22 protein-coding genes and 2 pseudogenes are annotated in these 25712 nt (G+C 62.1%); 7 read left to right on the forward strand and 17 right to left on the reverse strand.

The genetic code is table 11. The features are described from left to right. Positions 1-156: 156 nt before the first annotated feature. Positions 157-402, reverse strand: a complete 246-nt coding sequence (locus XalbCFBP2523_RS05870) for a DUF6680 family protein (protein ID WP_045765059.1) — start codon at positions 400-402, stop codon at positions 157-159. A gap of 54 nt (positions 403-456) precedes the next feature. Here XalbCFBP2523_RS05870 and XalbCFBP2523_RS05875 point away from each other — a divergent pair. Continuing rightward, positions 457-749, forward strand: a pseudogene (locus XalbCFBP2523_RS05875) (transposase); the annotation flags it as partial. 51 nt (positions 750-800) lie between these two features. Here the strand turns inward: XalbCFBP2523_RS05875 and XalbCFBP2523_RS05880 are convergent. The 6 genes and pseudogenes from XalbCFBP2523_RS05880 to XalbCFBP2523_RS05900 form a co-directional block, all read right to left on the reverse strand. After that, positions 801-2933: a peptidase domain-containing ABC transporter gene (locus XalbCFBP2523_RS05880; RefSeq protein WP_211286559.1), complete on the reverse strand. Its 2133-nt coding sequence runs from the start codon at positions 2931-2933 to the stop codon at positions 801-803. A gap of 16 nt (positions 2934-2949) precedes the next feature. Next, positions 2950-4245: an HlyD family secretion protein gene (locus XalbCFBP2523_RS05885; protein ID WP_146084043.1), complete on the reverse strand. Its 1296-nt coding sequence runs from the start codon at positions 4243-4245 to the stop codon at positions 2950-2952. Between the two features lie 21 nt (positions 4246-4266). Continuing rightward, complete coding sequence (locus XalbCFBP2523_RS05890; protein ID WP_146084044.1) at positions 4267-4971, reverse strand: hypothetical protein; 705 nt, start codon at positions 4969-4971, stop codon at positions 4267-4269. 82 nt (positions 4972-5053) lie between these two features. Beyond that, positions 5054-7699: a class III lanthionine synthetase LanKC gene (lanKC, locus tag XalbCFBP2523_RS05895; protein ID WP_146084045.1), complete on the reverse strand. Its 2646-nt coding sequence runs from the start codon at positions 7697-7699 to the stop codon at positions 5054-5056. Positions 7700-7862: 163 nt separating this feature from the next. Continuing rightward, entirely contained in the window at positions 7863-8048 is a 186-nt protein-coding gene (locus XalbCFBP2523_RS16290) for a hypothetical protein (RefSeq protein WP_146084046.1), read from the reverse strand. 173 nt (positions 8049-8221) lie between these two features. Next, positions 8222-8447 (reverse strand): annotated as a pseudogene (locus XalbCFBP2523_RS05900) (transposase); the annotation flags it as partial. A 235-nt stretch (positions 8448-8682) separates the two neighbouring features. Between XalbCFBP2523_RS05900 and XalbCFBP2523_RS05905 the strand changes: the two are divergent. Then, positions 8683-9345 (forward strand): epoxyqueuosine reductase QueH, encoded by a 663-nt coding sequence (locus XalbCFBP2523_RS05905; protein WP_045761188.1) that lies wholly within the window; start codon positions 8683-8685, stop codon positions 9343-9345. Positions 9346-9495: 150 nt separating this feature from the next. On the opposite strand, the gene glyS is transcribed toward XalbCFBP2523_RS05905, so the two are convergent. Both glyS and glyQ read right to left on the reverse strand, forming a co-directional pair. Next, positions 9496-11667 carry a glycine--tRNA ligase subunit beta gene (glyS, locus tag XalbCFBP2523_RS05910; RefSeq protein ID WP_045765054.1) on the reverse strand — a complete coding sequence of 724 codons (2172 nt, stop codon included), beginning with the start codon at positions 11665-11667 and terminating at the stop codon, positions 9496-9498. A gap of 155 nt (positions 11668-11822) precedes the next feature. Beyond that, positions 11823-12731, reverse strand: coding sequence for a glycine--tRNA ligase subunit alpha (glyQ, locus tag XalbCFBP2523_RS05915; RefSeq protein WP_012914643.1), 909 nt, complete (start codon positions 12729-12731; stop codon positions 11823-11825). 76 nt (positions 12732-12807) lie between these two features. Between glyQ and XalbCFBP2523_RS05920 the strand changes: the two genes are divergently transcribed. Then, on the forward strand, positions 12808-14628 hold the full coding sequence (locus tag XalbCFBP2523_RS05920; protein WP_045765053.1) for a GspE/PulE family protein: 1821 nt from the start codon (positions 12808-12810) through the stop codon (positions 14626-14628). A 74-nt stretch (positions 14629-14702) separates the two neighbouring features. On the opposite strand, the gene XalbCFBP2523_RS05925 is transcribed toward XalbCFBP2523_RS05920, so the two are convergent. Continuing rightward, a complete protein-coding gene (locus tag XalbCFBP2523_RS05925) occupies positions 14703-15494 on the reverse strand; it encodes a substrate-binding domain-containing protein (RefSeq protein WP_045765052.1) in 792 nt (263 codons plus the stop codon). 177 nt (positions 15495-15671) lie between these two features. Between XalbCFBP2523_RS05925 and XalbCFBP2523_RS05930 the strand changes: the two genes are divergently transcribed. Both XalbCFBP2523_RS05930 and XalbCFBP2523_RS05935 read left to right on the forward strand, forming a co-directional pair. Beyond that, the gene (locus tag XalbCFBP2523_RS05930) at positions 15672-16394 is read left to right on the forward strand and encodes a glutamine amidotransferase (RefSeq protein WP_045765051.1); all 723 of its coding nucleotides are present in this window, start codon (positions 15672-15674) and stop codon (positions 16392-16394) included. A 75-nt stretch (positions 16395-16469) separates the two neighbouring features. Further along, positions 16470-17369 carry a BPSS1780 family membrane protein gene (locus XalbCFBP2523_RS05935; protein ID WP_045765050.1) on the forward strand — a complete coding sequence of 300 codons (900 nt, stop codon included), beginning with the start codon at positions 16470-16472 and terminating at the stop codon, positions 17367-17369. A gap of 115 nt (positions 17370-17484) precedes the next feature. On the opposite strand, the gene tatC is transcribed toward XalbCFBP2523_RS05935, so the two are convergent. The 4 genes from tatC to XalbCFBP2523_RS05955 all read right to left on the reverse strand — a co-directional run bounded on the left by tatC (position 17485) and on the right by XalbCFBP2523_RS05955 (position 20068). Further along, on the reverse strand, positions 17485-18228 hold the full coding sequence (gene tatC, locus XalbCFBP2523_RS05940) for a twin-arginine translocase subunit TatC (protein WP_012914638.1): 744 nt from the start codon (positions 18226-18228) through the stop codon (positions 17485-17487). Then, positions 18225-18764 (reverse strand): Sec-independent protein translocase protein TatB, encoded by a 540-nt coding sequence (tatB, locus tag XalbCFBP2523_RS05945; RefSeq protein ID WP_045765049.1) that lies wholly within the window; start codon positions 18762-18764, stop codon positions 18225-18227. The genes tatC and tatB overlap by 4 nt, the downstream gene beginning before the upstream one ends. A gap of 14 nt (positions 18765-18778) precedes the next feature. Then, on the reverse strand, positions 18779-19009 hold the full coding sequence (gene tatA / locus XalbCFBP2523_RS05950) for a Sec-independent protein translocase subunit TatA (protein ID WP_045765048.1): 231 nt from the start codon (positions 19007-19009) through the stop codon (positions 18779-18781). A gap of 141 nt (positions 19010-19150) precedes the next feature. Then, on the reverse strand, positions 19151-20068 hold the full coding sequence (locus XalbCFBP2523_RS05955; protein ID WP_045765047.1) for a lipid-binding SYLF domain-containing protein: 918 nt from the start codon (positions 20066-20068) through the stop codon (positions 19151-19153). 170 nt (positions 20069-20238) lie between these two features. On the opposite strand from XalbCFBP2523_RS05955, the gene hemH reads away from it, so the two are divergent. Together hemH and XalbCFBP2523_RS05965 are read left to right on the forward strand one after the other, a co-directional pair. Then, positions 20239-21198 carry a ferrochelatase gene (gene hemH, locus XalbCFBP2523_RS05960; RefSeq protein WP_012914634.1) on the forward strand — a complete coding sequence of 320 codons (960 nt, stop codon included), beginning with the start codon at positions 20239-20241 and terminating at the stop codon, positions 21196-21198. Further along, complete coding sequence (locus tag XalbCFBP2523_RS05965) at positions 21195-22037, forward strand: alpha/beta fold hydrolase (protein ID WP_045765046.1); 843 nt, start codon at positions 21195-21197, stop codon at positions 22035-22037. The genes hemH and XalbCFBP2523_RS05965 overlap by 4 nt, the downstream gene beginning before the upstream one ends. A gap of 377 nt (positions 22038-22414) precedes the next feature. Here the strand turns inward: XalbCFBP2523_RS05965 and XalbCFBP2523_RS05970 are convergent, their stop codons facing one another. From XalbCFBP2523_RS05970 to ttcA, 3 genes are all read right to left on the reverse strand, one after another. Continuing rightward, positions 22415-23194 (reverse strand): YgjP family zinc-dependent metalloprotease, encoded by a 780-nt coding sequence (locus XalbCFBP2523_RS05970; RefSeq protein ID WP_045756641.1) that lies wholly within the window; start codon positions 23192-23194, stop codon positions 22415-22417. Between the two features lie 75 nt (positions 23195-23269). After that, positions 23270-24178, reverse strand: coding sequence for a recombination-associated protein RdgC (locus XalbCFBP2523_RS05975; RefSeq protein WP_012914631.1), 909 nt, complete (start codon positions 24176-24178; stop codon positions 23270-23272). 114 nt (positions 24179-24292) lie between these two features. Next, entirely contained in the window at positions 24293-25156 is an 864-nt protein-coding gene (ttcA, locus tag XalbCFBP2523_RS05980) for a tRNA 2-thiocytidine(32) synthetase TtcA (protein ID WP_045766578.1), read from the reverse strand. Between the last annotated feature and the right edge of the window lie 556 nt (positions 25157-25712).

Raw genomic sequence — 25712 nt, forward strand, 5'->3', positions numbered from 1 at the left:
ATAGCAGACCCGTAGTAAATCACTCTGACCCCTTTTTGCCCGTGGCATTCTTCATGTTTATTGCCCATTCATCAAACTCATTGCTGAGCAGGAAAGCAGCAATCTTTTATTTTGCATTGAGGATCATTCCCTCGTCCTGAGATCGCTTTGCCCAATCTATGGGGTATAGCCACCTCGGGTAATGTCCACCGCGTCAGCTCTGATGCTCAGGCTATCTGCCATTTTCTTCAACAATGCGCAATGCAAATCGCGGTATCCCAAGTCCCAATTTTGTGCATTTTGATCGGTGCGTTCCGCCCCCAATTGAGCAAGGAAGTTTTGCCACGCGTCCATGACCTCTTTTTCATCATGAAACTCTACCTGCACAAGGTTGAGTGTGCCCCCCCCTAAGAACATGCGCATCGTAAAGTAGAGACTTCGCCGGCATGGGCCCCCGTCATCACGAGGAGTCAAGCGATGAAGAAGTCACGGTTTACCGAGGAGCAAATTGCCTATGCGCTCAAGCAGGCCGAGTTGGGGATGGCGGTCGGTGAGATCTGTAGGAAGATGGGAATTGCCGAGGCCACGTTTTACGTATGGCGGAAGAAGTACGGTGGTCTGGGGCCGTCTGAGCTCAAGCGCTTGCGACTGCTGGAGGAGGAAAACCGCAAGCTTAAACAGCTGGTGGCCGACCTAAGCCTGGATAAGGCGATGCTGCAGGAGGTCGTCACAAAAAAGCTCTAAGGCCTGCCCAGCGACGCACCTGGATAGGCCAGCTACGTTGTGTGCCGACGCCCGGCGTCCCCAACCGCCCGGGCAACTCAAGCGCTTGCCGATACAGTCGCTGGCGCTGGCGACGACCACAGGGCTCCATTAACGAGTTTCACTACACGACCCGCACTCGCGATGGTCTCTGGGCGATGTGCAATGATGATCCTGGTCAACTCCAGGTGTTTTATCGCGTCATTGACCGCGGATTCATTGGCGATATCCAGGTGACTCGTCGCCTCGTCGAGTACCAAGATAGATGGCCCCCCATAAAGCGCTCTAGCCAAAAGAATCCTCTGGATCTGTCCACCGGAAAGACCTGCACCGATATCCCCCACGATAGTGTGATACTGCATGGGCATTTCTTCAATCTCCTTACTGATGGAAGCAAGCCGTGCGCACTCATACACGCGCTCCATATCTGGCTCGGGATGGAAGAAAGCGATATTGTCCGCTAGGGAGCCGGCGAACAGAGTGTCGTTCTGCATCACCGTCCCCAAGAGTTTGCGGTACCGCAACAGACCAAAGCGATTTATTGGGATGCCATTTATTATTATCTCCCCACTGGTCGGCTCTAACAGTCCAAGCAATAGCTTGACCAGAGTGGTCTTGCCAGAGCCAGACGGGCCCATAATGGCGACAGACTCCCCGTAAGCCACCTTGAGATTCAAATCGCGCAATACGTCCCTCTCGCCCTGTGAGTAGCGAAAGCTGACGTTGCGCAGCTCAAGTTCGACATTGTCCAAGGGCGCAGACCGATCAAGCTGGCTTCTTGACTCCTCGGCTGGCGTCATCACGATGTCCGCTACTCGAGCGCCGTGCAATGAAAGCATCCTGGCCTCGAACAGCTTATCGACAAGGCTCGCCATCCGTTGACTGAACTGATCCTTATAACTGATGTACGCAAACAACATTCCGACAGATAAATTCTTTTCAATAACAGCCAAAGCACCCAGCCAAATAACAGCAATCCTTTCCACATTGAAAACCAGGCCATTAGCAGACTGATGCAGGATTGAGATGCGCGATATATTGAGATCCGCATTGAATTGATCGGCCAACGCATTCGCCCAGATGTTGCGCCTCACTTCGCCGCGACCGAAGATCCGAATACTCTGAATACCTCGGACTGATTCCATGAAATTCTGCTCCTGATGGGCAGCATGAATGATCTGCTCCGACGTGGCGTTTCGCAGACGTCCGAAGAACACTAGGCGGAGTAGCAGATACAGCGTCACCGCACCCAGCGTCACCAGTGCAAGGCGTCCGCTGTAGATGAACATCATCACCAAAGTGCCAATCGCCATCAATCCATCGAGTACCACCTCAACGAACTGCGTCGTCACGATTCGCTGCATTGCCAGAATCGAATTGAATCTGGACACGATATCGGCCGTACTTCTCTTTTCGAAGTAAGGCAGTGGCAACTTCATCAGGTGCGAGAAAGCATTCCCAAGCCACTGAAAATTGAAGCTGGTGGATAGTGCCGTTGTCGCCCAGGTCCGCGCCATGGTGAAGACCGCCTGCATCATCACCAAAAGAATGAATCCGATGCCTAAAACCGATATAAGGCCAAGGTCTCCATTGACCAGCGCCTCATCGACGGTCCATTGCAAATAGAACGGCAAGACGAGCATGCACGCCTGGATTGCCAAGCCAAGGCACACCACTTTCGCCAAACCCCGCCGGAGCCCGATAACTCGCCCCATCAGGTCGCGAATGCGATAGGTCTGCACCTCCTTGACCGGCACAAAATCGCTACTGGGAGTCAGCTCAAGTGCAACGCCGGTAAACGCCTTGCTCACCTCGCGCATCGGCACGTGGCGGCGCCCGGTGGATGGATCGTGGATAACGATTCCATCGCGCAGCACGCGCTTCAGTACGACAAAGTGGTTGAAATTCCAGTGCAATATGCAGGGTGTTGCCAGATCCGAAAGATCATCCAAATCCAGACTTAAAGCGCGCGCTTTCAACGAGCAGGATTCGGCCATATCGACGAGACCGAGCATGGTGACCCCTCGAATGGACGTGGGGAACCTCTTGCGGAGGCTCTGCAGGTCCAGCTGATGTCCCCAGTAGCACGCGATCATGGCCATGCAGGCGATCCCGCACTCGCTGGCCTCCGCTTGAAGGGTCACCGGCAGCACGCGCCCCTTACAAAGACCGACCCTCAGGCGATCCATCATCTCGATTCAAGCCTCTTCAGAGTCGTCCAGTCACGGTAAACAGCGGATCGAGAATCCATTCATATAACTTTCGTTTCTCCAGGTTGACGCTTCCTTCGACAAGCATCCCCGGCCTCAAAGGCACCTCTCTGCCGTACACCCTGACGGTCGGAGACCCGATATCGATGCGAACCCGATAGAGAGGCTCCGCCCCCGACTTCATTAGGCTTGCCGGAAGCCTGACCTCCTCGACTCGCATCGTGGATCGCGAAATCGCCTTGACCCGACCTTTCTGCTGGCCGAACTTCTGGTATGGGAACGCAGAATACCGCAACGACACATCCATCCCCTCGCGCATCAGTCCCACCGCCTGCGACGGTGCATACATCTCGACCTCAAGCGGACGGTCTTCGGGTATCAGCACAGCCAATGGCAGTAGCGCACCCACCCCCTGGCCCGCAGCAACATTGACCGTCCCGACAACGCCATTCCCAAGCGCGCGGACCACGACAGTGCGGGTACCCGTGCTTTCGGTCAGTTGCTGATCCAGTTCAAACGTCTTCCGCTGCAGATCGAGCGAGTCGAGTTTGGACTGCTCCATTTGGCTCTGCATGTCGGACGCCAGGGAACTGCGTTCCCTGCGCAATCGCTGGATTTGCCGACGGATGTCCACCAGCTGCTGTTTTTTTCCCAGAAGATCCAGATGTTTTTCGCGAACAGCAATGCCTGACACATACTTGGAACTTTCCAGATCCGAATAGGTCCTCGAAGTCTGCTCGGCAAGCGCGATGACCTGCACCTGCAACTGCTCCTGCTGGGAAGCCGCGCGAACCTCTTCGTCGTAATCGCCAAGCCGCTCCAACATCGAGGTCTTCAGCAGCTCAGCTTTCCGTTGACGCTCTGTTGTCTCTCTTTTCAGACTCTGACGGCGTTCATCGAGGAGTTCGGGAATCGCACCATCGCCGCCTTCAAGGCGTGCATTGCCGAGCGACTCCGACAACATGAACATGGCTTGCCCGGCGTGCACTTGCTCGCCTTCCCTCACCAAGACCCTGGAGACGCTCCCTGCGGAGGGTGCTATGACCGACACGGTTCCGCCTGCAGGGACAACCACGCCCTGCCACTGCACCTTCCGTGACGTGCTGAACGTGGCAAGAAACAGCAGGATCAGCGCGACGATCAGCACGCCTGCCAACGCCATCCCTCCGGCGAGCCGATCTCCAAGCAGAAGCACCGTGCCGTAGGACTTTGGCTCCGTCGATGCGGCGAGCGCCTGATGGCGAAACATCCCGCGGGAACTCTTCTCCGCTCTACCAGGCGCATCTTGATCCATGATCTGTCTCTTCCCTATCAACTACCTACTCGCAGCAGAGTTCCCCGGGAAACTCTGGATGACATCGCCCTTGTCATCGATGAAGTCCAACGATGCCTTGCCGCCAGGCGCGACGGACATAATGATCCTGGGCCTTCCCGCCTCGTCCGCGAGGATGACGGCGGACGACTTTCCACGCGTGCGCCCAACAAAGAGCCTCTGGGTCTGCTGACCGCCTGCCTCCTTCCATTGCTTCAACAGCGCATCCTTCTCCACACCTTTCGGGGCAGCCAAGTATTTCTCATACAACCCCTTGTATTGCCTATAGAGACCGCGATCGAATACGGAAAGACCCGTCTCCATGAGCCCACCCTCCTCGTAATGATGCAGGGCCATCTGCTGATCTCCGCCATACCGATCCATGGAGAGATGCACGCCGCCATTTGGCTTGCCGTCCTTATCGATATAGCCGTCATAGATCAGCCCGCCGACCTCGTCGCCTACGCCATTGTAGAACAACATCCCAGGCATCTTGCCGCGATCGCTTTTCCCGACCTTTCCATCCGTCACAGGATCCGGCAGAAATCCGCTTGCCGCCAAGACCATGGATTTCGATCCATCGCGGTTGACGATATTGATGCGATTGACATCAATTTCGGAGAAGACCTCCCTGCGAACCGGACTACGCGCGCCCATCATCATAAACATCAAAGGCAGCGCCAGCGCCACAGCCAAGAACGCCTTCAAAATCCGATTCTGCGTGCGCAGCTGGGCAACGACATCCGCCTCGCCCCGACCTCCACTTTTCCTGTATACCATGGACACACCCCTAGTTTGTCGCCAGTATTTCATCTAGCATAAGCACTTCATTCTTCTTTTCACAAGCCAGGCGATCCAGATAAGAAATGATGCCCGCGCCTCCACTCGCCAGCGAGCAACTTATCTTCGGCGAGTTCCCGCCAGGAAAACATATCCCAGAATCCTTTTCTATCTTGAAAAGATTCAAACCGCTGGCAACCCGCCATGCCAAGCGCCGGTAGCTATCATCCTCTAGGAATTGCGCGGCGTCCAGAAGATAATGCCCGATCCCGGAAAGTCCAAGAAACAGATCACCGCTCATCGTGTACTTCTGGGCAACCGACGCCTTAACCTGATCGACAAACATCTTGTATTTTTCCTGCCGGGTAATGGCGTACATGCGCACCGCAACGGATGCCACGCCGGCGGTGCCTGCGCTGAGATAGGGATACAGAATACGATTTTCCGGCACGGTGTCACTCGAAAATCCTACAGCGCCATTGACAGTGCGCCCATGGGAGATATCGTAATCCAAACCCTGCATTGCGAGGCTAATGTAAACGTTTTTCCCCGTGGCTACGCCTAAGTAAAGCAAGAACAAGGCGATACCCGAGGCTCCAGTGTGAAGGCCAAGTCCAGTATAACCATGGGCATCCAGGTTCCAGGCGACCCCGGGCTCCTGAGCAACACCTGTCGCCAGCAACGCTTTACCTACTTTTTCCGCCTCTTCCAAGTGTTTGGCGTCCTTGTTGGTAAGCCAAAGTTTGAGGCAGGTCAAACCATAACCGGCATAACCATACCCTAACGACATGTTCTCGTGCAGTAAGTGGTGCTCGGCCGCTCGCGCCAACACGCGTTCGGACTCGTCAGTCAAGCCAATCGCGCACTGAACCCACGCCATGCCGCACAGGCCATTAAGCAAACCTGGCAGATGGTTGCCCTTGGTCTCCGAACGCGCCATCCACTCCTTCAAATTGACCGGAACGTTCTTTTCAACCTGTTGCCAGGCAAGCGCGACTCCTGCAACGCCATGATCGACTGCAATGAGATCCACACTCTGCGCGCCCAACGGGAATGGGCGCCACGGATGATCCATCGACATCACGTTGCGCATGTAATCCATCGCTTTCCCGACCACTTGCGCGACATTGGGACGGTGCGAATCCATCGATTCGATCGAAAACTCTGTCACCCGATCCAGGCTGATCGACTCGAGCAGTCGCCGACACTCCCGCAGGTCGGCGCAGGGATCTCGCAGCAGCGACTCGATACATGTCTTAAACGCGCGCGGTAGGCCAACATCAACCATCAATTCGGCAAGTATCCGCTCGGGATACTCTTTCACGATGTCCAGCGATACCGAGCTTGGTGCCAGCAGCGCCAGCAAAACGCAACCCAGCGCATAGAGATCGTCAGATGCCTGAGCAACTTCTCGCTCACGACGATCTGGGGCGCCGAATCCAGGAGTGTAGATATTGATATTCTGGTCAATTCCCACTTGGAGCGCGCCTTCAAAGTCGATGAGGCGCAATGTCAAAGATTCTGGGTCGATAATGATATTATTGGTCGAGATATCGCCGAATACGATGCCTTCGGCATGAAGCAACCGCACCTTCTCTATCAGATCGGCACCAATGGCTGCCGACTGCTGCAACCATGTTCTGACATCGGCTTGAGAAGATCCTGGATACAGCGACTTTGTTGCGTCAAGGCAGTATTCCCTGAGTGTTTTCCCCGCGATCTTCTCCTGGACGAGGAATGTATGCTCCCACTCGACAAACAAGCCGAGCGGGCGCGGCGCGATGCCACTCCCTTCCAGGACATGCAGAATTCTTTGTTCCTTCCTGAGACGACTCAATGGGTCCAGTCCGTTGATCTCCGCATCGACATGCGGACGCGCTTCCTTTATTACCACCGAAAGACCGTCGGTTACGCGCCGTCCTGCATATACACCACCAGCATTGGAGAACTTGAGCACAGACTCAATTGAATACTCATCACCGAATAAGACATCCGCAACTACAGCATCAGCAGGTTCGTCGATTTGTCCCCAGCGCTTATCGGTCACGAACTCGGGAACGCGAAAGTGAGGGATGCGCTGATCTTCCACCAAACGGAAGCCTTCATCCAGAATCATGCTCTTCTCTCGGCCATGAAAATCACGGACAGTGAAGGCGCGAAATCCGCCATATCGATAGAACACCGCACCAGAATCCTTGTATTGCCTGTCGGACAGGATGTAAGGACCTTGAATATCCTGGAGCGTTCGGTACAGCGACTCAATCAGACCCTCGAATTTTTCGATGCTGGCTGGATAGATCGTCATGAACTTTCCGCCCGACTGCCTTGCCGCTGACTTGGAAAGCAACTTTCGATGTATGAATTCATCGCTCGCGAACTTGAATTCGGTTCCGTCATCGGTGCAGACGCGCGTCACCCGCTCAAGCACGGTCTTAGCGTCCTTCAATGTGCAACTAATATGGATCTTCCAGCCCTGCGTGAGATACGGAGAGACTGGCGCCACGGCCTGCGTCCAGAAGTAATCGCGTCGTAGCCGCCATAGCGCAGGCAGAAGCGGAACAACGTAATCATGATACGTGGATTTCGGCCTGTATTTATTTAATGGGACGAAAAACTCGGGATGCGCGTTAAGATCCCCAGCATTCTGGTGATTCAAGTTAACCTCGCAGAAATTATGCGCGATGCTAGGCGCCGATATGTTGCGCGCCGCAGATTAAAGATCGGATAGCCGCGCCTATAGGCCCATGGTAAGCAACAAACCGTGCGAACCAGCGGATCGCACGGCCGACTTGCTACATCAAAGCGAGATTAGCGGCTGATTATTCTCCGACGCCTCCAGTGCCGCCGACTTGCCGACAGGCACGACTAATGGTGCTCCACTGGTTACCGGTGACGCCACCGCATTCGGCACTTTGGGTACTCCACGCATCCAGACCCCCGCCGCTCACGCCTTCCAGTTCCTGCAGCGCCAGCACCTTCATCTTGCCGGTAGACTTATCGCTCAAAGCAGACTTATTGCCGAGACTAGAATCGCTTTTCATCGAAACTCCCTTTTAGCTGATTTATCCAACATAGACGCGATTAATACACTCCAATGAGTTACAGAATAAGCAACTGCAACTCCCACGTAGAGATACCGAAGCAAACACACACCGTCAAGATTACATGAATGGCGAATTCAGCTCCGATTCACAACGGTGTTGAGGACCTCCTCGGAGAAGACTTCGAGGGGCGTTTTGAATCCGAGTATCTTGCGCGGACGATTGTAGCCGCTGCTCGATCCATCGTAGGTGTGCATCGGTTATGGTGCTGAAATCGGTCTGCCGTGGCAAGTATTGGCGCGTCAACCCGTTGGCATTTTCGTTGGTGCCGCGCCGCCATGCGCAGTACTGATCTGCGAGAAATTAATTTTGGGTCAATCGCACGGCTGGATTCAACGGGCGTCATCGGCTAGCCGACATTGCGCATCCGCAGTCGCGGCCAGATGTGAAGATGCTGGTCTGACGGCGAAAGCCACAGCCATCATCGGGATGACGGCCATGTTTGGTAAACTGGCGCTTCGCCCTTCAAAATGAACCGCCGCCAGGGCGATAGCGGCCTGGATGTCCCCAGCGCCGTGAAGCCGATCGGGAGGAGCCTATGAGTAACACACGTGAACAACTTGTCTTGCCTGGTGGCGGCGACCGCCTGCTGCTGCATTCGTGTTGCGCGCCGTGTTCGGGCGAGTTGATGGAAGCATTCGTCGAATCGGGTATCGATTACACGGTGTTCTTCTACAACCCCAATATCCATCCGGCCAAGGAATACGAACTGCGCAAGCAGGAAAACATCCGCTTCGCCGAACAACATGGCGTGCCATTCGTCGACGCCGACTACGACACCGACAACTGGTTCGCGCGTGCCAAAGGCATGGAGAACGAGCCCGAGCGTGGCATCCGTTGCACCATGTGCTTCGACATGCGCTTCGAGCGCACGGCGCTGTATGCGCACGAACATGGTTTCCCGGTCATCACCAGTTCGCTGGGAATCTCGCGCTGGAAGAACATGCAGCAAATCACCGACAGCGGCATCCGCGCCGCCGCGCCTTACGCTGGGCTGACCTACTGGGACTACAACTGGCGCAAGCACGGCGGTTCCGCGCGAATGATCGAAATCAGCAAACGCGAGCGTTTCTACCAGCAGGAATACTGCGGCTGCGTCTATTCCTTGCGCGACACCAATCGCCATCGCCGCGAACAAGGTCGCGAGCGGATTCGCCTGGGCTTGGTGTTCTACGGCGACAACGAGACTGAGTCGAAATAATCGACAATCGCGCGCCAGCAGGCAGGCGCTGACCGATTCAGTCGGCGCTGCCTCCACGCTCCCGCGCGTGCAGGATCACACCAGCCATGCGACTGGCGATGATCGTTTGAGTCCCCGTTTGCCGATGGCGGAAAACGGGAAGATGCAGCCTCAGTTTACCGAGGACAGATGTTCGATTGCCGCGACACTGCCCAGGCGTTCGCCCAGGCGCTTGAGCAGCGCCAGGCGGTTGCCGCGCAGCGCCGGGTCCTCGGCGTTGACCATCACCCCATCGAAGAACGCATCCACTTGCGGTCGCAGCCGTGCCAGCACATTCAGCACGCTGACGTAATCGCGCTGACGCAGGGCACCGTCGGTCTCGGCGATTGCGGCTTCCACCGCTTCGGCCAGCGCGCGTTCGGCCGGCTCGCGCAGCAGCGATGCATCGACCTGCGCGGGAATGGCGTCCTCGGCCTTGCGCAGGATGTTGCGAATACGTTTGTTCGCGGCGGCCAAGGCGTCGGCTTCCGGCAACGTGGCGAAGGTGCCGATGGCGTCGATGCGACGGTCGATGTCGTAGAGCGAGGCCACTTTCAATTCGGCGACCGCATTGAAATGCGTCGCCGGCACGCCCTTGTCGGCGTAGTAGCCGCGCAGGCGGTCGAGGATGAAGTCGTAGAGCTCCTCAAGCTCAGCAAGCTTGGTGCCACCCACGTTCGGGATCGCGTGGGCCTGCACGCCTGAAGCACGTGCCGTTGCAGCGGCATTTTCAGCCTGCTTGTCTTTCTGTAGCGTTTTTGCAAAAGCAACAGCCTCCAACGCTTGATCAAGAAATGTGCGCAGATTGATATCCAACCCACTCTCGATCACAGTCCGCGCCAGACCCAGCGCATTGCGCCGCAGCGCGAACGGGTCCTTGTTGCCGGTGGGCTTCAACCCCGCGGCAAATCCACCAGCCAGCGTGTCCAGGCGTTCGGCGATGGCCAGCACCTTGCCCAGCGGCGACAGCGCGATATCGTCGCCGGCGAAGCGCGGCTGGTAGGCTTCGTCGATGGCCAGCGCAATCGCGCGCGGCGCGCCGGCGACACTGGCGTAATAACGGCCGGCAATGCCTTGCAGTTCGGGAAATTCGTTGACCATGCGCGATTGCAGGTCGTTCTTGCTCAGTTCGGCGGCGCGGCGCGCCTGCGCCGGATCGGCGCCGACCTGCGCGGCAATCGCCTCAGCCAATGCAGCCACGCGCCGCACCTTGTCGGCAAGGCTGCCGAGCTTGGCCTGATAGGTCACGCCGGCCAGACCCGCCCCCATCGCTTGCAGACCTTGTTTGAGGTCTTCGTCGAAGAAGAACTTGGCGTCGGCGAAGCGCGGGCGGATCACCCGCTCGTAGCCCTTGGCGACTTCGGCGACGTCGCGCGAGACGATATTGGCGATACCGATGAAATGCTCGGTGAGCTTGCCGTCGGCATCCAGCACCGGGAAGAACTTCTGGTTGCTCTCCATCGTTTCGATCAGCGCTTCCTGCGGCACCGCCAGGAACGCCGGCTCGAAACGGCACAGCACCGCCGAGGGCCATTCCACCAGATTCACCACCTGCGCCAGATTGTCCTCGGCGATGCGCGCACGACCACCGGCCTGGCGCGCGGCCTGCTCGACCTCGGCGACGATGCGCGCGCGGCGCACGTCCGCGTCCACCAGCACCTGCGCCGCCTGCAATGCAGCCACGTAATCGCCCGGCTGCGCCAGCGTCACCGGCGCATCGTGCAGGAAGCGATGGCCACGGCTGTGCCGGTCGGCCTGCACGCCGAGCAAGTGCGCGGGCACCACCTCGTTGCCGAACAGCAGCACCAGCCACTGCACCGGCCGCGCGAAACCGTAGTCGTGATCGCCCCAGCGCATCGGCTTGGGAATGGGCATCGCGGCGATTGCTTCGCGCAGGATGTCCGGCAGCAGCGTCGCGGTGCGTGCGCCGGGGTGTACGGCGCGGTGCACGAAGCGCTCGCCCTTGGCGTCGCGGGTGCGCTCCAGCGCGGTCCAGGCGATCCCGGCCTTGGCGGCGAAGCCTTCCAGCGCCTTGGTCGGCTGGCCGTCGGCATCCAGGGCGATGTTGAGGTAAGGCCCGAGGACTTCCGCGCGCTGTTCCGGTTGTTCGGCAGCCACGCCCGGCAGCAGCACCGCCAGCCGGCGCGGAGTGGACAGCGGCTTGGCGTCGCCGCGTTCGACCGCGATGCCGCGCTTGTCCAGCCCGGCGATCACGCCGTCGAACAGCGCCTGCGCCAGGCCCGGCAATGCCTTGACCGGCAGTTCTTCGGTGCCCAGTTCGATCAGCAGGGGATGCATGCTCATATCACGTCCTTCCGAGGCGTCGGCAGTGCGCCGCGCCCAATCGATGTGTCGTTCGGCGTGCCGCGCGCATCGCGGTCATCGCCATGGATCGCCAGCCGCCATCGCCAAGCCAATGGCAGCGGAAAAAAAAGCGCGGCAGGCATACGCCCACGGGACTAGCGCTTCACGCCGGGGAAGCCGAGCTTCTCGCGCTGCGCGTAGTAGGCCTTGGCCACCGCCTGCGCCAGCGCGCGCACGCGCAGGATATAGCGCTGGCGCTCGGTGACCGAGATCGCCCGGCGCGCATCCAACAGGTTGAAGGCGTGGCTGGCTTTGGTGACCTGCTCATAGGCCGGCAATGGCAATCCCACTTCGACCAGCGCCTGCGCTTCGCGTTCGCAGGCGTCGAAGCGGTGGAACAGTTCGGCCACGTTGGCGTGTTCGAAGTTGTACGCACTCTGCTCCACTTCGTTCTGGTGGTAGACGTCGCCGTAGGTGACCGGTGTGCCGTCAGGGCCGTAGGTCCAGATCAAGTCGTACACGTTGTCGCAATTTTGCAGGTACATGCACAGCCGTTCGAGACCGTAGGTGATCTCGCCCAGCACAGGTTTGCACTCCAGGCCGCCGGCTTGCTGGAAGTAGGTGAACTGGGTGACCTCCATGCCATTGAGCCAGACTTCCCAGCCCAAGCCCCAGGCGCCGAGCGTGGGCGATTCCCAGTTGTCCTCGACGAAGCGCAGATCGTGCACCAGCGGGTCGATGCCCAGCGCGCGCAACGAGTCCAGGTACAACTGCTGGATGTTGTCCGGGTTGGGCTTCATCGCGACTTGGTACTGGTAGTAGCGCTGCAAACGGTTCGGATTCTCACCGTAACGGCCATCGGTGGGACGGCGGCTCGGCTGCACGTAGGCCGCGTTCCATGGCTCGGGACCAAGCGCGCGCAGAAACGTGGCCGGATGGAACGTGCCGGCGCCCACTTCCAGGTCCAACGGCTGGATCAGCACGCAGCCGTGCTGCGCCCAGAACTGGTTGAGGGTCTGGATCAAACCCTGGAACGTGATCGGAACGGACCGGGAAACGGACATCGAGCGGGGGGCCGGTTGAGGGGTGCGCTAGTATAGCGATCGACTCGCGGACACTTCCGCGCACCGGAGCAGGACCATGGATTCGCGATCCGCCGCGCCGCCGTTCGCGTTGCCCGCATCCAGCACGGTGTCGTTGCCGCCGGGACGGCTGACCGTCGAGCGTGTGGCCGCGGCCTTGCTCGCCGACGGCTTGGTCGCGCCAGAAGAACGCGGCCGCATGCAGTTCTCGGCGCAGAGCGCACGCACGGTCAGCGATGTGCATCCACTGGTGCTGCTATCCAACTTGAAACTGCCCGCGATCCACCCGCCGGGCAGCGAACTGAGCCTGGAACGCTTGACCGAATGGTTGGCGCAGCGCTGCGGCCTGCGCTATCTGCGCATCGACCCGACCCGGGTGGACGTGGCCGCGGTCACCGCGGTGGTCTCGCATGCTTACGCGCGTCGCCACCGCATCCTGCCGCTGGCACTGGAACCGGAGCGCCTGTTGGTGGCGACCAGCGAACCGCTGGCACTGGACTGGCTCGGCGATCTGCAACACCTGGCGCGTCGCCGTATCGAGATCGCGGTGGTCAATCCGCTGGACCTGCATCGCTACACGATGGAGTTCTTCGGCGTAACCCGCTCGGTACGCGGGGCCAAGGACGGCCGTGGCGAACAGGGCAGCAGCCTGCCCAGCTTCGAACAACTGGTGGAACTGGGCCGTGGCGGCGATGTCAACGCCGATGACCACCACATCGTGCATATCGTCGATTGGCTATTGCAGTACGCCTACGAACAGCGCGCCAGCGACATCCACCTGGAGCCACGGCGCGAGGCCGGACGCATGCGCTTCCGCATCGACGGCGTGCTGCACAAGGTGCTGGAAGTGCCACCGGCGGTGATGAGCGCCATCGTCAGCCGGATCAAGGTGCTTGGACGCATGGACCTGGCCGAGCGCCGGCGCCCGCAGGACGGACGCATCAAGACCCGCTCGCCGGGCGGGCGCGAGACCGAAATGCGCCTGTCGACCATGCCCACCGCGTTCGGCGAGAAGTGCGTGATGCGCATCTTCGACCCGGATGCGGCGTTCAAGAGCGTGGACCAGCTCGGTTTCAGCCCCCAGGAAGCGGCCGGCTGGAACGCGTTGGTGGAGCGTCCGCACGGCATCGTGCTGGTCACCGGCCCGACCGGTTCGGGCAAGACCACCACGCTGTACTCCACGCTCAAGCGCCTAGCCACGGCGGACGTAAACGTGTGCAGCGTGGAGGATCCGATCGAGATGATCGCGACCGAGTTCAACCAGATGCAGGTGCAGCCCAACATCGACCTGGATTTCGCCAGTGGCGTGCGCACTCTGCTGCGGCAGGACCCGGACATCATCATGATCGGAGAGATTCGCGACCTGGAAACCGCGCAGATGGCGGTGCAGGCATCGCTGACGGGGCACCTGGTGCTGTCCACCCTGCACACCAACGACGCGCCCTCGGCGATCACCCGCCTGCTCGACCTGGGCGTGCCGCACTACCTGGTCGCCTCCACCCTCAACGGCGTGCTGGCGCAGCGTCTGGTGCGGACCCTGTGCAGCCACTGCAAGCGCCCGCACACGCTGGAAGCGCACGCATGGGACGCGCTACGCGAGCCGGGCGAGGCCTTGCCCGAGCAGATTCAGACCTATGCACCGGTCGGCTGCCTGGAATGCCGCCGCACCGGCTACCTGGGCCGGGTCGGCCTGTACGAACTGCTGCCGATCGGGCCGCGTCTGCGCAGCCTGATCCGCGCCGACATGGACCTGGCCGGTTTCAGCCGTGCCGCACAGGCCGAGGGCGTGCGCACCCTGCGCCGCGCAGGCCTGGAAAAGGTGGCCGCTGGCCTGACCACCCTCGAAGAAGTGCTGTCGGTACTACCGCCGCGCGAGTGAGTCAGCAGTTCGAGGATTCCGAGCACCGCCCGGCCGGACCGGCGGCAGCGCCACCATGGTCTTGATCGCCGCTGTTACTGTGTGACGATAGGCGTGAGACCGCTGTCCTCGATGGCCTTGGCAGCGGCCTTGGACGCCATGTAATCCAACAGTGCCTGGGCCGCCTCCGGCTGCGTGCTGGACGTGGCGACGGCACCGGAATACAGGGTCATCTTCTGCGCCTGCTGGGGAATCAGGCCGACGATGGTGATGCCCGGCACCGGCTTCAGTTCGCTCAGTTGCTGGAAGCCGAGTTGCGCCTGGCCGCGCGCGACCACGGCGCCCACCGGCTCGGCGGGAATCATCCGCGCCTTGGCGGCGAAGCCGTCGCCGAGTCGCATCTGCGGGAACAGTTCATGCAACAGGTAAACGCCGCTGGCACTGTCGGAATACGCCACCGACGTGCTGTCCAGCAGCGTCTTGCGGAAAGCGTCCATGCTGGAGATGTCGGGCTTGGCCGCGCCCTGTTTGACCGCCATGGCGATATAGGATTTGCCCAAATCCACCCGACTGGCCTTGCGCACCTGGCCCGTGGCGACCAGCTTGTCGAGCGCCGAACCGACCATCAACAGCACGTCCGCCGGCTCATGACGGGCGAGCCGGTTAGGAATGGCCTGCGGCGTGTCGCCCATTGACGGCGCCGCCTCGATGCGCAGCTTCACCCCGGTCGCCTGTTCGTAGCGCGGCGCGATCGCGCGCACCGCCCCCATGATGCCGCCGGAACTGAGCACAGTAAGCGTGGTTGGCTTGACCGGGGTGGCCGCAATACAGGCGCCGGAGGCGATCAACACCACGGCCAGCGTCAGCGATTTCAATAGTTTCATCATGCCGAAGATCCCTTCGATACGTCGCGGAACATTATCCCTGAGTGTAAACAGCCCAGGGACACGGAGCGAAGTCCTGGGTTTACCCAAGTTATATGCTGATGCCGTCGGCGCCGGTCGCACTTGAAAAAATGGCCCCGCGGCCATCTAGAATCACTCCATGTCGTTGCCTTGTTCCGTATGTCCGCTACACCCTTCCTGATCCTCGAAACCGGCGAGCCTGTGCCGACGATGCGGCGCTACGGGCGCTTTCCGCATTGGATCCGCGTTGCTGCCGGTCTGGCCGAGCGCGAGATCGTGGTCGCCAATGTCGCGGCGGGCGCGGTGCTGCCCGATCGCCGCGATTTCGTCGGGGTCATCATCACCGGGTCGGCCGCGTTCATCACCGATCGCGCCGACTGGAGCGAGCGTTCCGCCGACTGGCTGCGCGAGGCGGCGCACGCGGGAATGCCGCTGCTGGGCATCTGTTACGGCCACCAGTTGCTGGCGCACGCGCTGGGCGGGGAAGTCGCCTACAACCCGGCGGGGCGCGAATCGGGCACGGTGCAGATCGCGTTGCATCCCTCGGCCGCCGACGACCCGTTGTTCTGCGGTCTGCCGGAACATTTCGCTGCGCACGCCACCCATCTGCAGACGGTACTGCACGCACCTGCCGGCGCCACCGTGCTCGCGCATTCGGCGCAGGACCAGTGCCAGGCGCTGCGCTGGGGCAAGGCGACCTGGGGCGTGCAGTTTCATCCGGAATTCGCCACCCACCATATGCGTGGCTACGTGCAGGCGCGCGCCGACTGTCTACGCCGCGCGGGGCGCTGCGCCCGTACCATCGCCCGCGAGGTCAGCGCCGCGCCGTTGGCGCGCAAGCTGCTACGACGCTTCGTTCAGCACGCGCATAGTCAATATTGACGACGGCGTCCAGGCAAAACCACGATAATCTGCGTCTTCGCCGCGCTGTAAGGCGTCCCCCACTTCGGATTGGCAATGATCGAGATTCGCAAGCTGCCGGCCTCGGCCGGCGCGCAATGGCTATTGAGCGGGATGTCCCTCCTGCGGCGGGCGCCATGGACGCTGGGCCGGCTGGGCGCAATTTGGGGGTTGGCCATGGTAATCGCCGTGTTCATGGGGGTGCTCAATCCGACCCTCGGCATGCTGGCGCAACTGCTGCTTGGCTTGGCCGGCCCACTGCTGTTCGGTGGGCTGGTATGGGCCGCACGGGAAGTGGACCAGGGCCGTAGTGCGCAACCGGCGCACCTGCTGCAAGGCCTGCACGCGGGCCGCGCGCCGAATTTGCTGGTGGCGCTGTTGCCGCAATTGGTCGTCGTGCTGGCGCTGGGCATCCTCGCCCTGGTGGTGGTGGGGCCGAGCGGATGGGAGCAAATGGCCACGGTGATGAACAAACTCAACGAGCTCAGCCAGTCGAACGCGCAGCCAGACCCAGCGCAGGTGGAGCAACTGGTGGAAACCCTGCCGGCCATGCGCATCTTGGTGTGGTTGCTGCTGGTGGCGGTCGGTTTCGTGATGGTGATGCTGACGCTGTTCCTGTTCGCACCGCAGGTGATGTTCGATGGCCGCAACGGCCTGACCGCGATGCGCCACAGCCTGCGCGCCTGCCTGCACAACGTGCCGGCGATGTTAGTGTTCTGTGTGCTGGCCTTCATCGCCACTTTTGCGCTGTACTTCGTGCTGGCATTGGTGATGTTGCTGCTGCAGGTCATCGTCGGCGCCATGGTCGCGACCCTGGTCACACAGGTATTGCTCATGTCCCTGGTGATGCCGGCGTTGGCCGGCATGGTGTACACGGCGTGGAAGCAGATGTTCGGGCACCCCGATCATCCCGCAACGGCCGTGCCGCAGCCGCCGTCCAACGTGTTTGTCGCTTGAGAGACGACGTCCTGGATCCTGGACAAGCCCGGCTGTTCGGGCGGCTGCCCGATCCAGTGGTGTCGGCGTTGCGACACTTGAGCAGAACCGCTCCGCTGAACTTCGCCAGCTAGGCTTAGTCGCGGATTTGCATTTCCGACGGCTGCTTGGTCACCGCGCTGGCGGCGATGATGCCCAACTCGTAGAGCAGACACATCGGAATGGCCAGCATCAGTTGCGAAACCACGTCAGGCGGGGTCAGCACGGCGGCCAATACGAAGATGCCCACCACCGCGTAACCGCGGCCCTCGCGCAGTTGCGACGGTGTTACCCAACCGAGTAGGGCCAGGATCACCAGCGCGACCGGCAACTCGAAGCTGGCGCCGAAGGCGAAGAAGATCGCCAGGACGAAATCCAGATAAGACCCGGCGTCCGGGGTGAGCTGGATCACGTCCGGCTTGAACGTGGTCAAGAAGTGGAACACCGCCGGCAACACCAGGAAGTAGGCGAACGCGCAGCCGAGATAGAACAGCAGCACCGCCGATGCCAGTAGCGGCAACGCCAGACGCTTCTCGCGCTGGTACAGGCCGGGCGCGACGAAGGCCCAGGCCTGGTACAGCAGCCAGGGCGCGGCGATGAAAATGCCCAGGAAGAACGCCAACTTGAGTGGAGCGATGACCGCACCTGCCGGATGCGTGGCAATCACGCTCTGTCCAACCGGCAACTGCGCCAGCATCGGCGCGGCCAGCCAGGTGTAGATACGCTTGGAGAACGGCAGCAAGGCCACCACCACCACGCCCAGACCGATCAGCGCACGCATCAGACGCGCACGCAGTTCGATCAGGTGTTCGATCAGGCTGCTCTCGGCTTCGGGGTTCATCGCGGCGCTGTCGGGTCAGCGGAAGGAGGCTGGACCGGAGGCGACAACGGGGTGTCTGCGGTCTTTGGATGCGCCGTGAGGCCCTGCGCTCCGGACGATACCGGCGCAGCCGGTTGTGGCTGTGGCTCGACAGCAGACCTTGATACCGGTAGCGCTGTTTCCACGGTCTCGACCGTGGCAGCCGCCAACGCAGTGTGCGGGGGGGGGTCCGCAATCCCGGTGGACGGGTCCGGGTTCGGCGTGGTCGGATCGATCTCGCGGCGCAACGCGTCGGTTTCGCGTTGCAATTGCTGGCCACTGTCGCGCAGCTGGGTCTCGGCCTGGCGCAGCGAGGCTTGCACGTCGCGCAGGCTGCGCTTGAGTTCCTCGGCTTCCAGTTCGCGTTCCAGCTCCTGCTTCACCGAGTCCCATTGCGCGCGGGCACGACGGACCCACAACCCCGCAAAACGCGCCGCCTTGGGCAAGCGCTCCGGGCCGAGCACCACCAGCGCCACCACCGCGATCACCAGCAGTTCGCTGAATCCGATATCGAACAAGGCACGCCGTCCTGTCAGTGCGCGTCGCGGTCGTGCTCGGCCTGGGTCTGGCGCGCCGGTTCGCTGCTGCGCGAGGCGTCGGCGAGCTGGCCGGCGGGTTTGTCGTCGTCCTCGCGCATGCCTTTCTTGAACTCCTTGACCGCGTTGCCCAGGTCCTTGATGCCACCGGTCAGCCGCTTGGTGCCGAATATCACCAGCACGATCACCAGCACCACCAGCCAGTGCCAGATGCTAAAACTGCCCATGATCCGCTCGCAAAGAAAGTCGTTGAGGAACGCTCAGGATAGCGCGCACCGGGGGTAGGCGCGTTATTTGGCGCACACGCTGCAGATGCGCCTGAACAGAAGTCAGGCAGATGTCCCGGGCCGCGAGCGCCGCCGCCGAAATCAGTGGTTGCCGTTGAGTGGCTCGGTGCGGACCTCACCGTCGGACACGGGCTGGAAGCCCTGCTTCTGCGGGACATGCGACGGGGCTTGCAACGGCGCCGTGCTGGCGTTGTCGGCGGGCAATCCGACCGCCGGTTCCACTGCCGCCTGTCTGGCCGGGGTCGGCGCAGGTGCCGCGGACGCCGGGGCTGTGTCGCTATCGTCGCTGTCCTTGCTGTTGCGACGGGTTTGCCGCGCGGCATAGCTGACTTCTTCCAGCTTGTCGCGGAATGCCACGATATCGTTGGACGGTCGGCTGGCGGTGCGGCCCTCGAAGATCATCCGCGGGGTGCTGTTGCTGCCGTAGGCGTTGAGGTCGGCGGCATCGTCGATCTGCAAGGCGGCACCATCCAGAGCGACGCCAGCGAATAGCCCGCGCGCGCGCGACCACGACCAGATCTCGGCCTTGAGCTGGCCGTCGGTGGCCGCAGAGGCATTGCGCCCGACCGGGCCGGCGGCAACGCCGGCATCGGCGCCCAGGGTGAACTTGCCGTTGACGATGTTGTCCAGGCTGCGGTCGTTACGGAATACCAGCACCACATCGGAGGACTGCACGCCGATCTGGAACCCGACGCTGCCACCGGTCAGTTTGACGAACACCGGGTTGGACCAAGTGCCATCGGGACGCTTGACCGACATCAAACCGTGGCCACGCCGCCCACCGAACACCATGCCGACCTTGAGCGTGTCCGGAATCACCACGATGGCACGGCCCTCGTCGAGCAACCTGTCGGGAATGGCTTGCTCCGGGATCTTCTGAATCTCGCTCAGCACGCGCAGGGCGTTGCGGGCGCGTTCGTCCTCTTCGGGACCGGCCATGGCGTGGCCGGCGAACAGTATGGTACTCAGCAACAGCGCGAGGCGCGGCAGGCGGGGCATCGGGGGGCTCCAAGATCGATCCGCAGCAAGATACTGCAAGTTCTTGAACTTACTCATCAGCCAATGAATCGGCTATGAGCGGTGCCGGTGTTCGCCGGCCGGTGCCACGCCAATCGTTGTCATAGACAACGCGCCAGACTGCGGCGCCAGGTCTCTGCCACAATGGAGTCATGTCAAATGCACCCGAGACCGCCGTCCTGGTGGTTAACCTAGGTACGCCCGAGGCGCCCACGGCGCCTGCGGTCGCCCGTTATCTGGCCGAATTTCTCGGCGACAAGCGCGTGGTGGCAATTCCGCGCCTGTTCTGGTGGCCGCTGCTGCACTGGGTCATCCTGCCACGGCGTTCGCCGAAATCGGCAGAGAAGTACGCACAGGTCTGGCTACCGGACGGATCGCCGCTGGCGGTGTACACGCGGCGTCTGGCCGAAGGCATGCAACGCGCATTGCCGGACCACAAGGTGGCCTGGGCGATGCGCTACGGCACACCTGCGCTGGCACCGACGCTGGACGCGCTACGCGACGCCGGTGTGCGCCGGATCGTGGTGTTGCCGCTGTATCCGCAGTATTCGACCACCACCACCGCCTCGATCGAGGACGTGGTGCAGGTCTGGCAGGCGCGCAATCCGCAGTTGCCGGTACGCCTGATCGAGGATTACCCGACCGATCCAACCTGGGTCGAAGCGGTGGCCGCCAGCGTGCGTGCGCACTGGGCGCAGCATGGCCGCGGCGAGATGCTGTTCTTTTCCTTCCATGGCCTGCCGCAACGGGTGGCCAACAACGGCGACCCGTATCCGCAACGCTGCGAGGCCAGCGCCCAGGCGATTGCCGCGGCGCTGGGCCTGGACGCCAGCCAGTGGCAACTCGGTTATCAGTCGCGCTTCGGCGCCGAACGCTGGCTGCGGCCCTATGCCGAACCGCGCCTGTGGGAACTCGCCGCGCAGGGTATCCAGCGCGTGGATGTGCTCTGTCCCGGGTTCGCCACCGACTGCCTGGAAACCCTGGAAGAAGTGGCGATGGGTTTCGTCGAGACCTGTGCCGAACGCGGCATGCAAGTACGCTACATCCCTTGTCTCAATGACTCGGCGGCCCACGCCCACGCCCTGGCGCAGCTCGCCATCCGCGCCGCATGAGTCCGCGCGCCATTACCTGTCCATCGCGGGTGGGCAGGCTCGCCGGCTTGCGCAGCGGCGATCCGCAGGGGCCGAAGGTGCTGGCCTTGCACGGCTGGTTGGACAATGCCGCCAGCTTCGTGCCGCTGAGCGCCCACCTGCCGCAGCTGGATCTGGTCATGCTGGACCTGCCCGGACACGGCCATAGCGCCGCGTTGCCGGAGGGGGGCGAGTACCTGTTGTTCAGCAGCCTGCACCCGGTATTGGACGCCGCCGATGCGCTGGGTTGGGAGCGTTTCGTGTTGATCGGCCATTCGATGGGCGCGGCGATCGCCAGCCTGCTGGCCTCGGCGATGCCGCAGCGGATCGACAAGCTGGTGGCGATCGAGATGCTCGGCGGTCTGGCCGAAAGCGAGGCCAACGCCGTGCAGCGCCTGCGCGATAGCGTCGCCAAAGGCCGCCAGCCGAATGCGACGCCGTTGCGCGTGTTTCCCGATCTGGCCGCACCGGTGCGTGCGCGCATGCGGGCCAACCAACTCAGCGAACCGGCGGCGCGGCTCCTGGTGGAACGTGGAGTGCGCGCGGTGGATGGCGGCTATGTCTGGCGCAGCGATCGCCGGCTGACCCAGCCCACCCCGATACGCCAGACCGAGTCGCAGGTGCAGGCCTTGCTGACCGGCATCGACTGCCCGACGCTGGTGGTCTTCGCCGATCCCGCACAGGCGATTCTGCCCGAGGCGGTGCGCCTGCAGCGAGCGGCGCAGCTACGCGATGGCCGCGTGCATACGCTGCCCGGCACCCATCATCTGCACATGGAACAACCGGCGGCGGTGGCCGCGTTGCTGCACGCGTTCCTCTGAGCCGGCGCCGTGCATGCCGAGAGCCATCGGCAGCCCCATGTCTGCATGCTGAACATTGAACTTGAAATTTGTGCGCAGAACTATTTCCCCTTAAGTTGCGCCCACGCCTGCCGTCAACAGCCGTAGACGCGATCCGTCCTGTGTTCGCGGTGCGATCCCGGCGTCCTGACATGCCGGCGTAGCGCCCCCAGGACCGTAACGCCTCGCTGGTGCGGGAATCGCAACAGGTTTGCGGCAGACGGGGAGAGGAGGCCTGCCGGGCGCTGCATGGAGCCCTGTCTCCGCAGCGCTGAGGCGAAGCGTGGGCATCCCCGCACGGGGACGCACCGTGCCACTGACGACCGACGCATCTGCCTTCAAACTGTGCATCGTAGGCGCTAACCCAGCAAGCGCCGCAACTGCGCCTTCAGGCAGCGCCCATGTGCGTGGAAGTAGGTGCGCTCGGCTTTCCAGTCCGGGAACCGTGCTTCCACTTCGCGCCAGAATGCAGGCGAGTGGTTGGCCTGCAGCAGATGGCACAACTCGTGGACCAGCACATACTCGAACGCCGACGAGCGGCCCAGCACCAGGGCCAGATCCAGCGCCATGGTGCCGTCCGGGGCCAGCGAGCCCCATTGCGAGGACATCACCTTCAACCGGATCCGCGCCGGCGTGCGCGGCAGCGACGGCAAATAAATCGGCAGCCAGCGGCCGAGGTCGGCGCGCGCCTGCGCTTCGTAGAATTCCCGCAGCGTGCGTGCAATCACCGCGTCGCCGGCGCGTGCCGGCACCTGCAATTCCGCGCCCTGGGCATCGACTTGCAGGCGCGCGTAACGGCCCTCGCTCCAACGCAAGGGTAGGCGCTCGCCGCGCAACGGCAGCCAGCCGGGGACGCCGCGCTGCAGGCCGGGTGTGCTGTCCTCGTCGCGGTAGCGCGCCAGTTGTGTATCCAGCCATTGCCGGTGTTCGAGCAGAAAACGTTCGCCGGCGACCAAGCTGGCGCGCAGAGGCAAGGTCAGGCGCGCGCCACGTTCGTCCACGCTGAGTTTGATCCGCCGGGCGCGCGGATCGCGCACGCGCAGCACCTCGATCTCGCGCTCGTCCAATCGCAGGCGGACGAGGTCGCGTTCGACCGCCGCGTGCGGCGGGGCGAGCAAGCGACGGAGAAAAGTGGGCATGCAGACAGGATAACGCTCGGACTGCCACCAGATCGTGACAACGGCACGATCTGGTGCATTGGACGCCGCTTGATTTCAGCTCTCGGCCTTGCTCAGCTTCAACGCGTCTTCCAGCAGCAGGAACAGCCGCCGCACTTCGCCGCTCATCAGCGCGAAATGCGCATCCAGTTCGGCACGTACGCCATCCTGATCGGCATGTTCGAGCTGGTCGAGCGCCCCGTCGAGGAACTTCAGTTTGCGGATCACCAGATCGTCGCCGAGGACGAAGGACACGTGCTCGTCCAGCACCAGCGCCAGCTTGGTGACCTGTTTGCCGGCTTCCAGGTGTTTGTCGATCTCCTCGCAGCGCAGTTCCTGGTGCTGGCACTTGACCACCGCGCCGCCTTCGATGGGATCTTTCATCTCGCACTCTTCGCCTAGGCTTAATCCTTCGGGCAGCGGTTCGCCGGCGATCCAGCCGGTGAGAATCGCGCGCGGCGCCACCTCGGCGTTCAACGGCAGCGCCGGAAAGCTGCCGAGCAGGCCGCGGATCTCCGACATCACGGTCTCCCCGCTCTTGCGGCTGGAGGTGTCCACGGCGACGTAGCCGTGTTGCAGATCGAGCATGGCATCGGTGCGCGAGGATTTGACGAAGGCGCGCGGCAGCAATTCGTGGATCAGATCGTCCTTCAGCCGCTTGCGTGCGCGGCCGCCGGGCCGGCGCCCTTCCTTCTCCTCGATCTCGGCGACCTTGCGCGCGAGCAGGTCGTTGACCACCGAACCGGGCAGGATCTTGTCCTCCCCGCCCACGGTGAGCCACAGAAAATCGGCGATGCGGTGCGACAGCGCTTCCTGCTCCTCGCGACCGAACGGGGAGATGAAACCACGAGAACTCATTTCCAGCGGGCCCACCGATTTGAGCCGGGCCTCCGGCAGGCGCGTGTCGATCTCGGATAAGTCCAGCGTCGTGGGGAAGCGGAACAGGGTCAGATTGCGAAAGAACATCGAGCATCCAGCAGAAGAAAACGGAACGATCCGGCGACGTTGCGCGGGGCGGTGGGCGACATTGTCGCATCGCGTCGTCCCCCGCACCGCATCGGATGGTTCAGCGACGCACGTTCAGGCCGGACTGTCGTCGGCCCAGGCCGTTACCGGCGCGCCGCCGCCGAGCGCGGCGAAGTCGAACAGTACGCGGTCGGCCAATTGCGAGGGCTGCACGTTGCCCATGGCCCGCGCGATCTGTTCCACCCGTCCCGGATGCTCGCGATCCCACTGTTGCAGCATCAACCCGACCTGACGCCGTTGCAGGGTTTCCTGACTGCCGCACAATGTGCAGGGAATCAGCGGGAAATGCCGTGCTTGCGCATAGGCGGCGATATCGTGCTCGCGCACGTAGGCCAGCGGTCGGATCACCACATGCTGGCCGTCGTCGCTGCGCAGCAACGGCGCCATTGCCGCCAGTTTGGCGTGGAAGAACAAATTCATGAAAAAAGTCGCGACCATGTCGTCGCAGTGGTGGCCCAACGCAATCTTGCTGATGCCGTGTTCGGCGGCGTAGCGGTAGAGCGCGCCGCGCCGCAGCCGCGAGCAGAGCGAACACAGGGTTTTGCCCTCCGGCACCACCCGGGTGACCACCGAATAGGTGTCTTGCTCGATCACGTGCCAAGCCACGCCGCGCTTGCGCAGGTAGTCGGGCAGTACGTCGGCGGGAAAGCCCGGCTGTTTCTGATCCAGGTTCACCGCCACCAATTCGAACGGCACCGGCGCCTTGCGCTGTAGTTGCAGGAGGATATCCAACAAGGTGTAGCTGTCCTTGCCGCCGGACAAGCACACCATCACCTTGTCGCCGGCGGCGATCATGCCGAAGTCGGCGATCGCCTGGCCCACCTGCCGGCACAGGCGCTTACCCAGCGCCGAGGATGGGGAACGCGCGGGCGATGGCGGATCGGCAAGACGCTGCGGCAAGGGCAGGGGAGAAGACATGGCGGTGCATTGTAGTCGTCGCGCCGTCGTGGCTGCGATGCCGCCGAATGCGGTGCCGCGTCCGGACAGCGCGCGGTGCGCCGCGATGGCGCATCGCAGCAAGCGTTTCATCCGCAGGCTGGGTAAAGTTCGCGCGTCCCGGCTTGCGAACCGCACCCAATGTCTGCGTCGGTTTTCTTCGGCAGTGGCGCTTTTTCGGCGCCCTCCATGATAGCGCTAACATCGCGAAAGCCGTGGTGGCGCGTTTGTGACCGGGCCGCTGCCGCGCGGCGCGGACGCGCGCGCATGATCCATGCCCGACGTCTGGCCGTCGATGCCTGTACGCGACGCAACGGCGGCGTTGCATCTGTCTCCACGCATGCGCCTGCGCTGATCGACATGCCAACGGTTTGCACACCGATGCCGCGGTGCCGGCCATCGTTCTCCCACTCGACAGGAATCCATTTCTCATGAGCAACTCCGTTTATATCGGCGCCAAGGAATATTTTCCGGGCATCGGCCGCATTCCATTCGAAGGCAAGGCCTCGGACAACCCGCTGGCGTTCAAGGTCTACGA

Origin of the sequence: Xanthomonas albilineans, from assembly GCF_002939705.1 — a bacterium.
GTDB classification, from domain to species: Bacteria; Pseudomonadota; Gammaproteobacteria; order Xanthomonadales; family Xanthomonadaceae; genus Xanthomonas_A; species Xanthomonas_A albilineans.

Coding starts and splice junctions, on each gene's coding strand:
- XalbCFBP2523_RS05870 (WP_045765059.1), bottom strand. CDS start 402: ATGCGCATGTTCTTAGGGGGGGGCACACTCAACCTTGTGCAGGTAGAG.
- XalbCFBP2523_RS05880 (WP_211286559.1), bottom strand. CDS start 2,933: ATGATGGATCGCCTGAGGGTCGGTCTTTGTAAGGGGCGCGTGCTGCCG.
- XalbCFBP2523_RS05885 (WP_146084043.1), bottom strand. CDS start 4,245: ATGGATCAAGATGCGCCTGGTAGAGCGGAGAAGAGTTCCCGCGGGATG.
- XalbCFBP2523_RS05905 (WP_045761188.1), top strand. CDS start 8,683: ATGAGTAACACACGTGAACAACTTGTCTTGCCTGGTGGCGGCGACCGC.
- glyS (WP_045765054.1), bottom strand. CDS start 11,667: ATGAGCATGCATCCCCTGCTGATCGAACTGGGCACCGAAGAACTGCCG.
- glyQ (WP_012914643.1), bottom strand. CDS start 12,731: ATGTCCGTTTCCCGGTCCGTTCCGATCACGTTCCAGGGTTTGATCCAG.
- XalbCFBP2523_RS05920 (WP_045765053.1), top strand. CDS start 12,808: ATGGATTCGCGATCCGCCGCGCCGCCGTTCGCGTTGCCCGCATCCAGC.
- XalbCFBP2523_RS05925 (WP_045765052.1), bottom strand. CDS start 15,494: ATGATGAAACTATTGAAATCGCTGACGCTGGCCGTGGTGTTGATCGCC.
- XalbCFBP2523_RS05930 (WP_045765051.1), top strand. CDS start 15,672: ATGTCCGCTACACCCTTCCTGATCCTCGAAACCGGCGAGCCTGTGCCG.
- XalbCFBP2523_RS05935 (WP_045765050.1), top strand. CDS start 16,470: ATGATCGAGATTCGCAAGCTGCCGGCCTCGGCCGGCGCGCAATGGCTA.
- tatC (WP_012914638.1), bottom strand. CDS start 18,228: ATGAACCCCGAAGCCGAGAGCAGCCTGATCGAACACCTGATCGAACTG.
- tatA (WP_045765048.1), bottom strand. CDS start 19,009: ATGGGCAGTTTTAGCATCTGGCACTGGCTGGTGGTGCTGGTGATCGTG.
- XalbCFBP2523_RS05955 (WP_045765047.1), bottom strand. CDS start 20,068: ATGCCCCGCCTGCCGCGCCTCGCGCTGTTGCTGAGTACCATACTGTTC.
- hemH (WP_012914634.1), top strand. CDS start 20,239: ATGTCAAATGCACCCGAGACCGCCGTCCTGGTGGTTAACCTAGGTACG.
- XalbCFBP2523_RS05965 (WP_045765046.1), top strand. CDS start 21,195: ATGAGTCCGCGCGCCATTACCTGTCCATCGCGGGTGGGCAGGCTCGCC.
- XalbCFBP2523_RS05970 (WP_045756641.1), bottom strand. CDS start 23,194: ATGCCCACTTTTCTCCGTCGCTTGCTCGCCCCGCCGCACGCGGCGGTC.
- XalbCFBP2523_RS05975 (WP_012914631.1), bottom strand. CDS start 24,178: ATGTTCTTTCGCAATCTGACCCTGTTCCGCTTCCCCACGACGCTGGAC.
- ttcA (WP_045766578.1), bottom strand. CDS start 25,156: ATGTCTTCTCCCCTGCCCTTGCCGCAGCGTCTTGCCGATCCGCCATCG.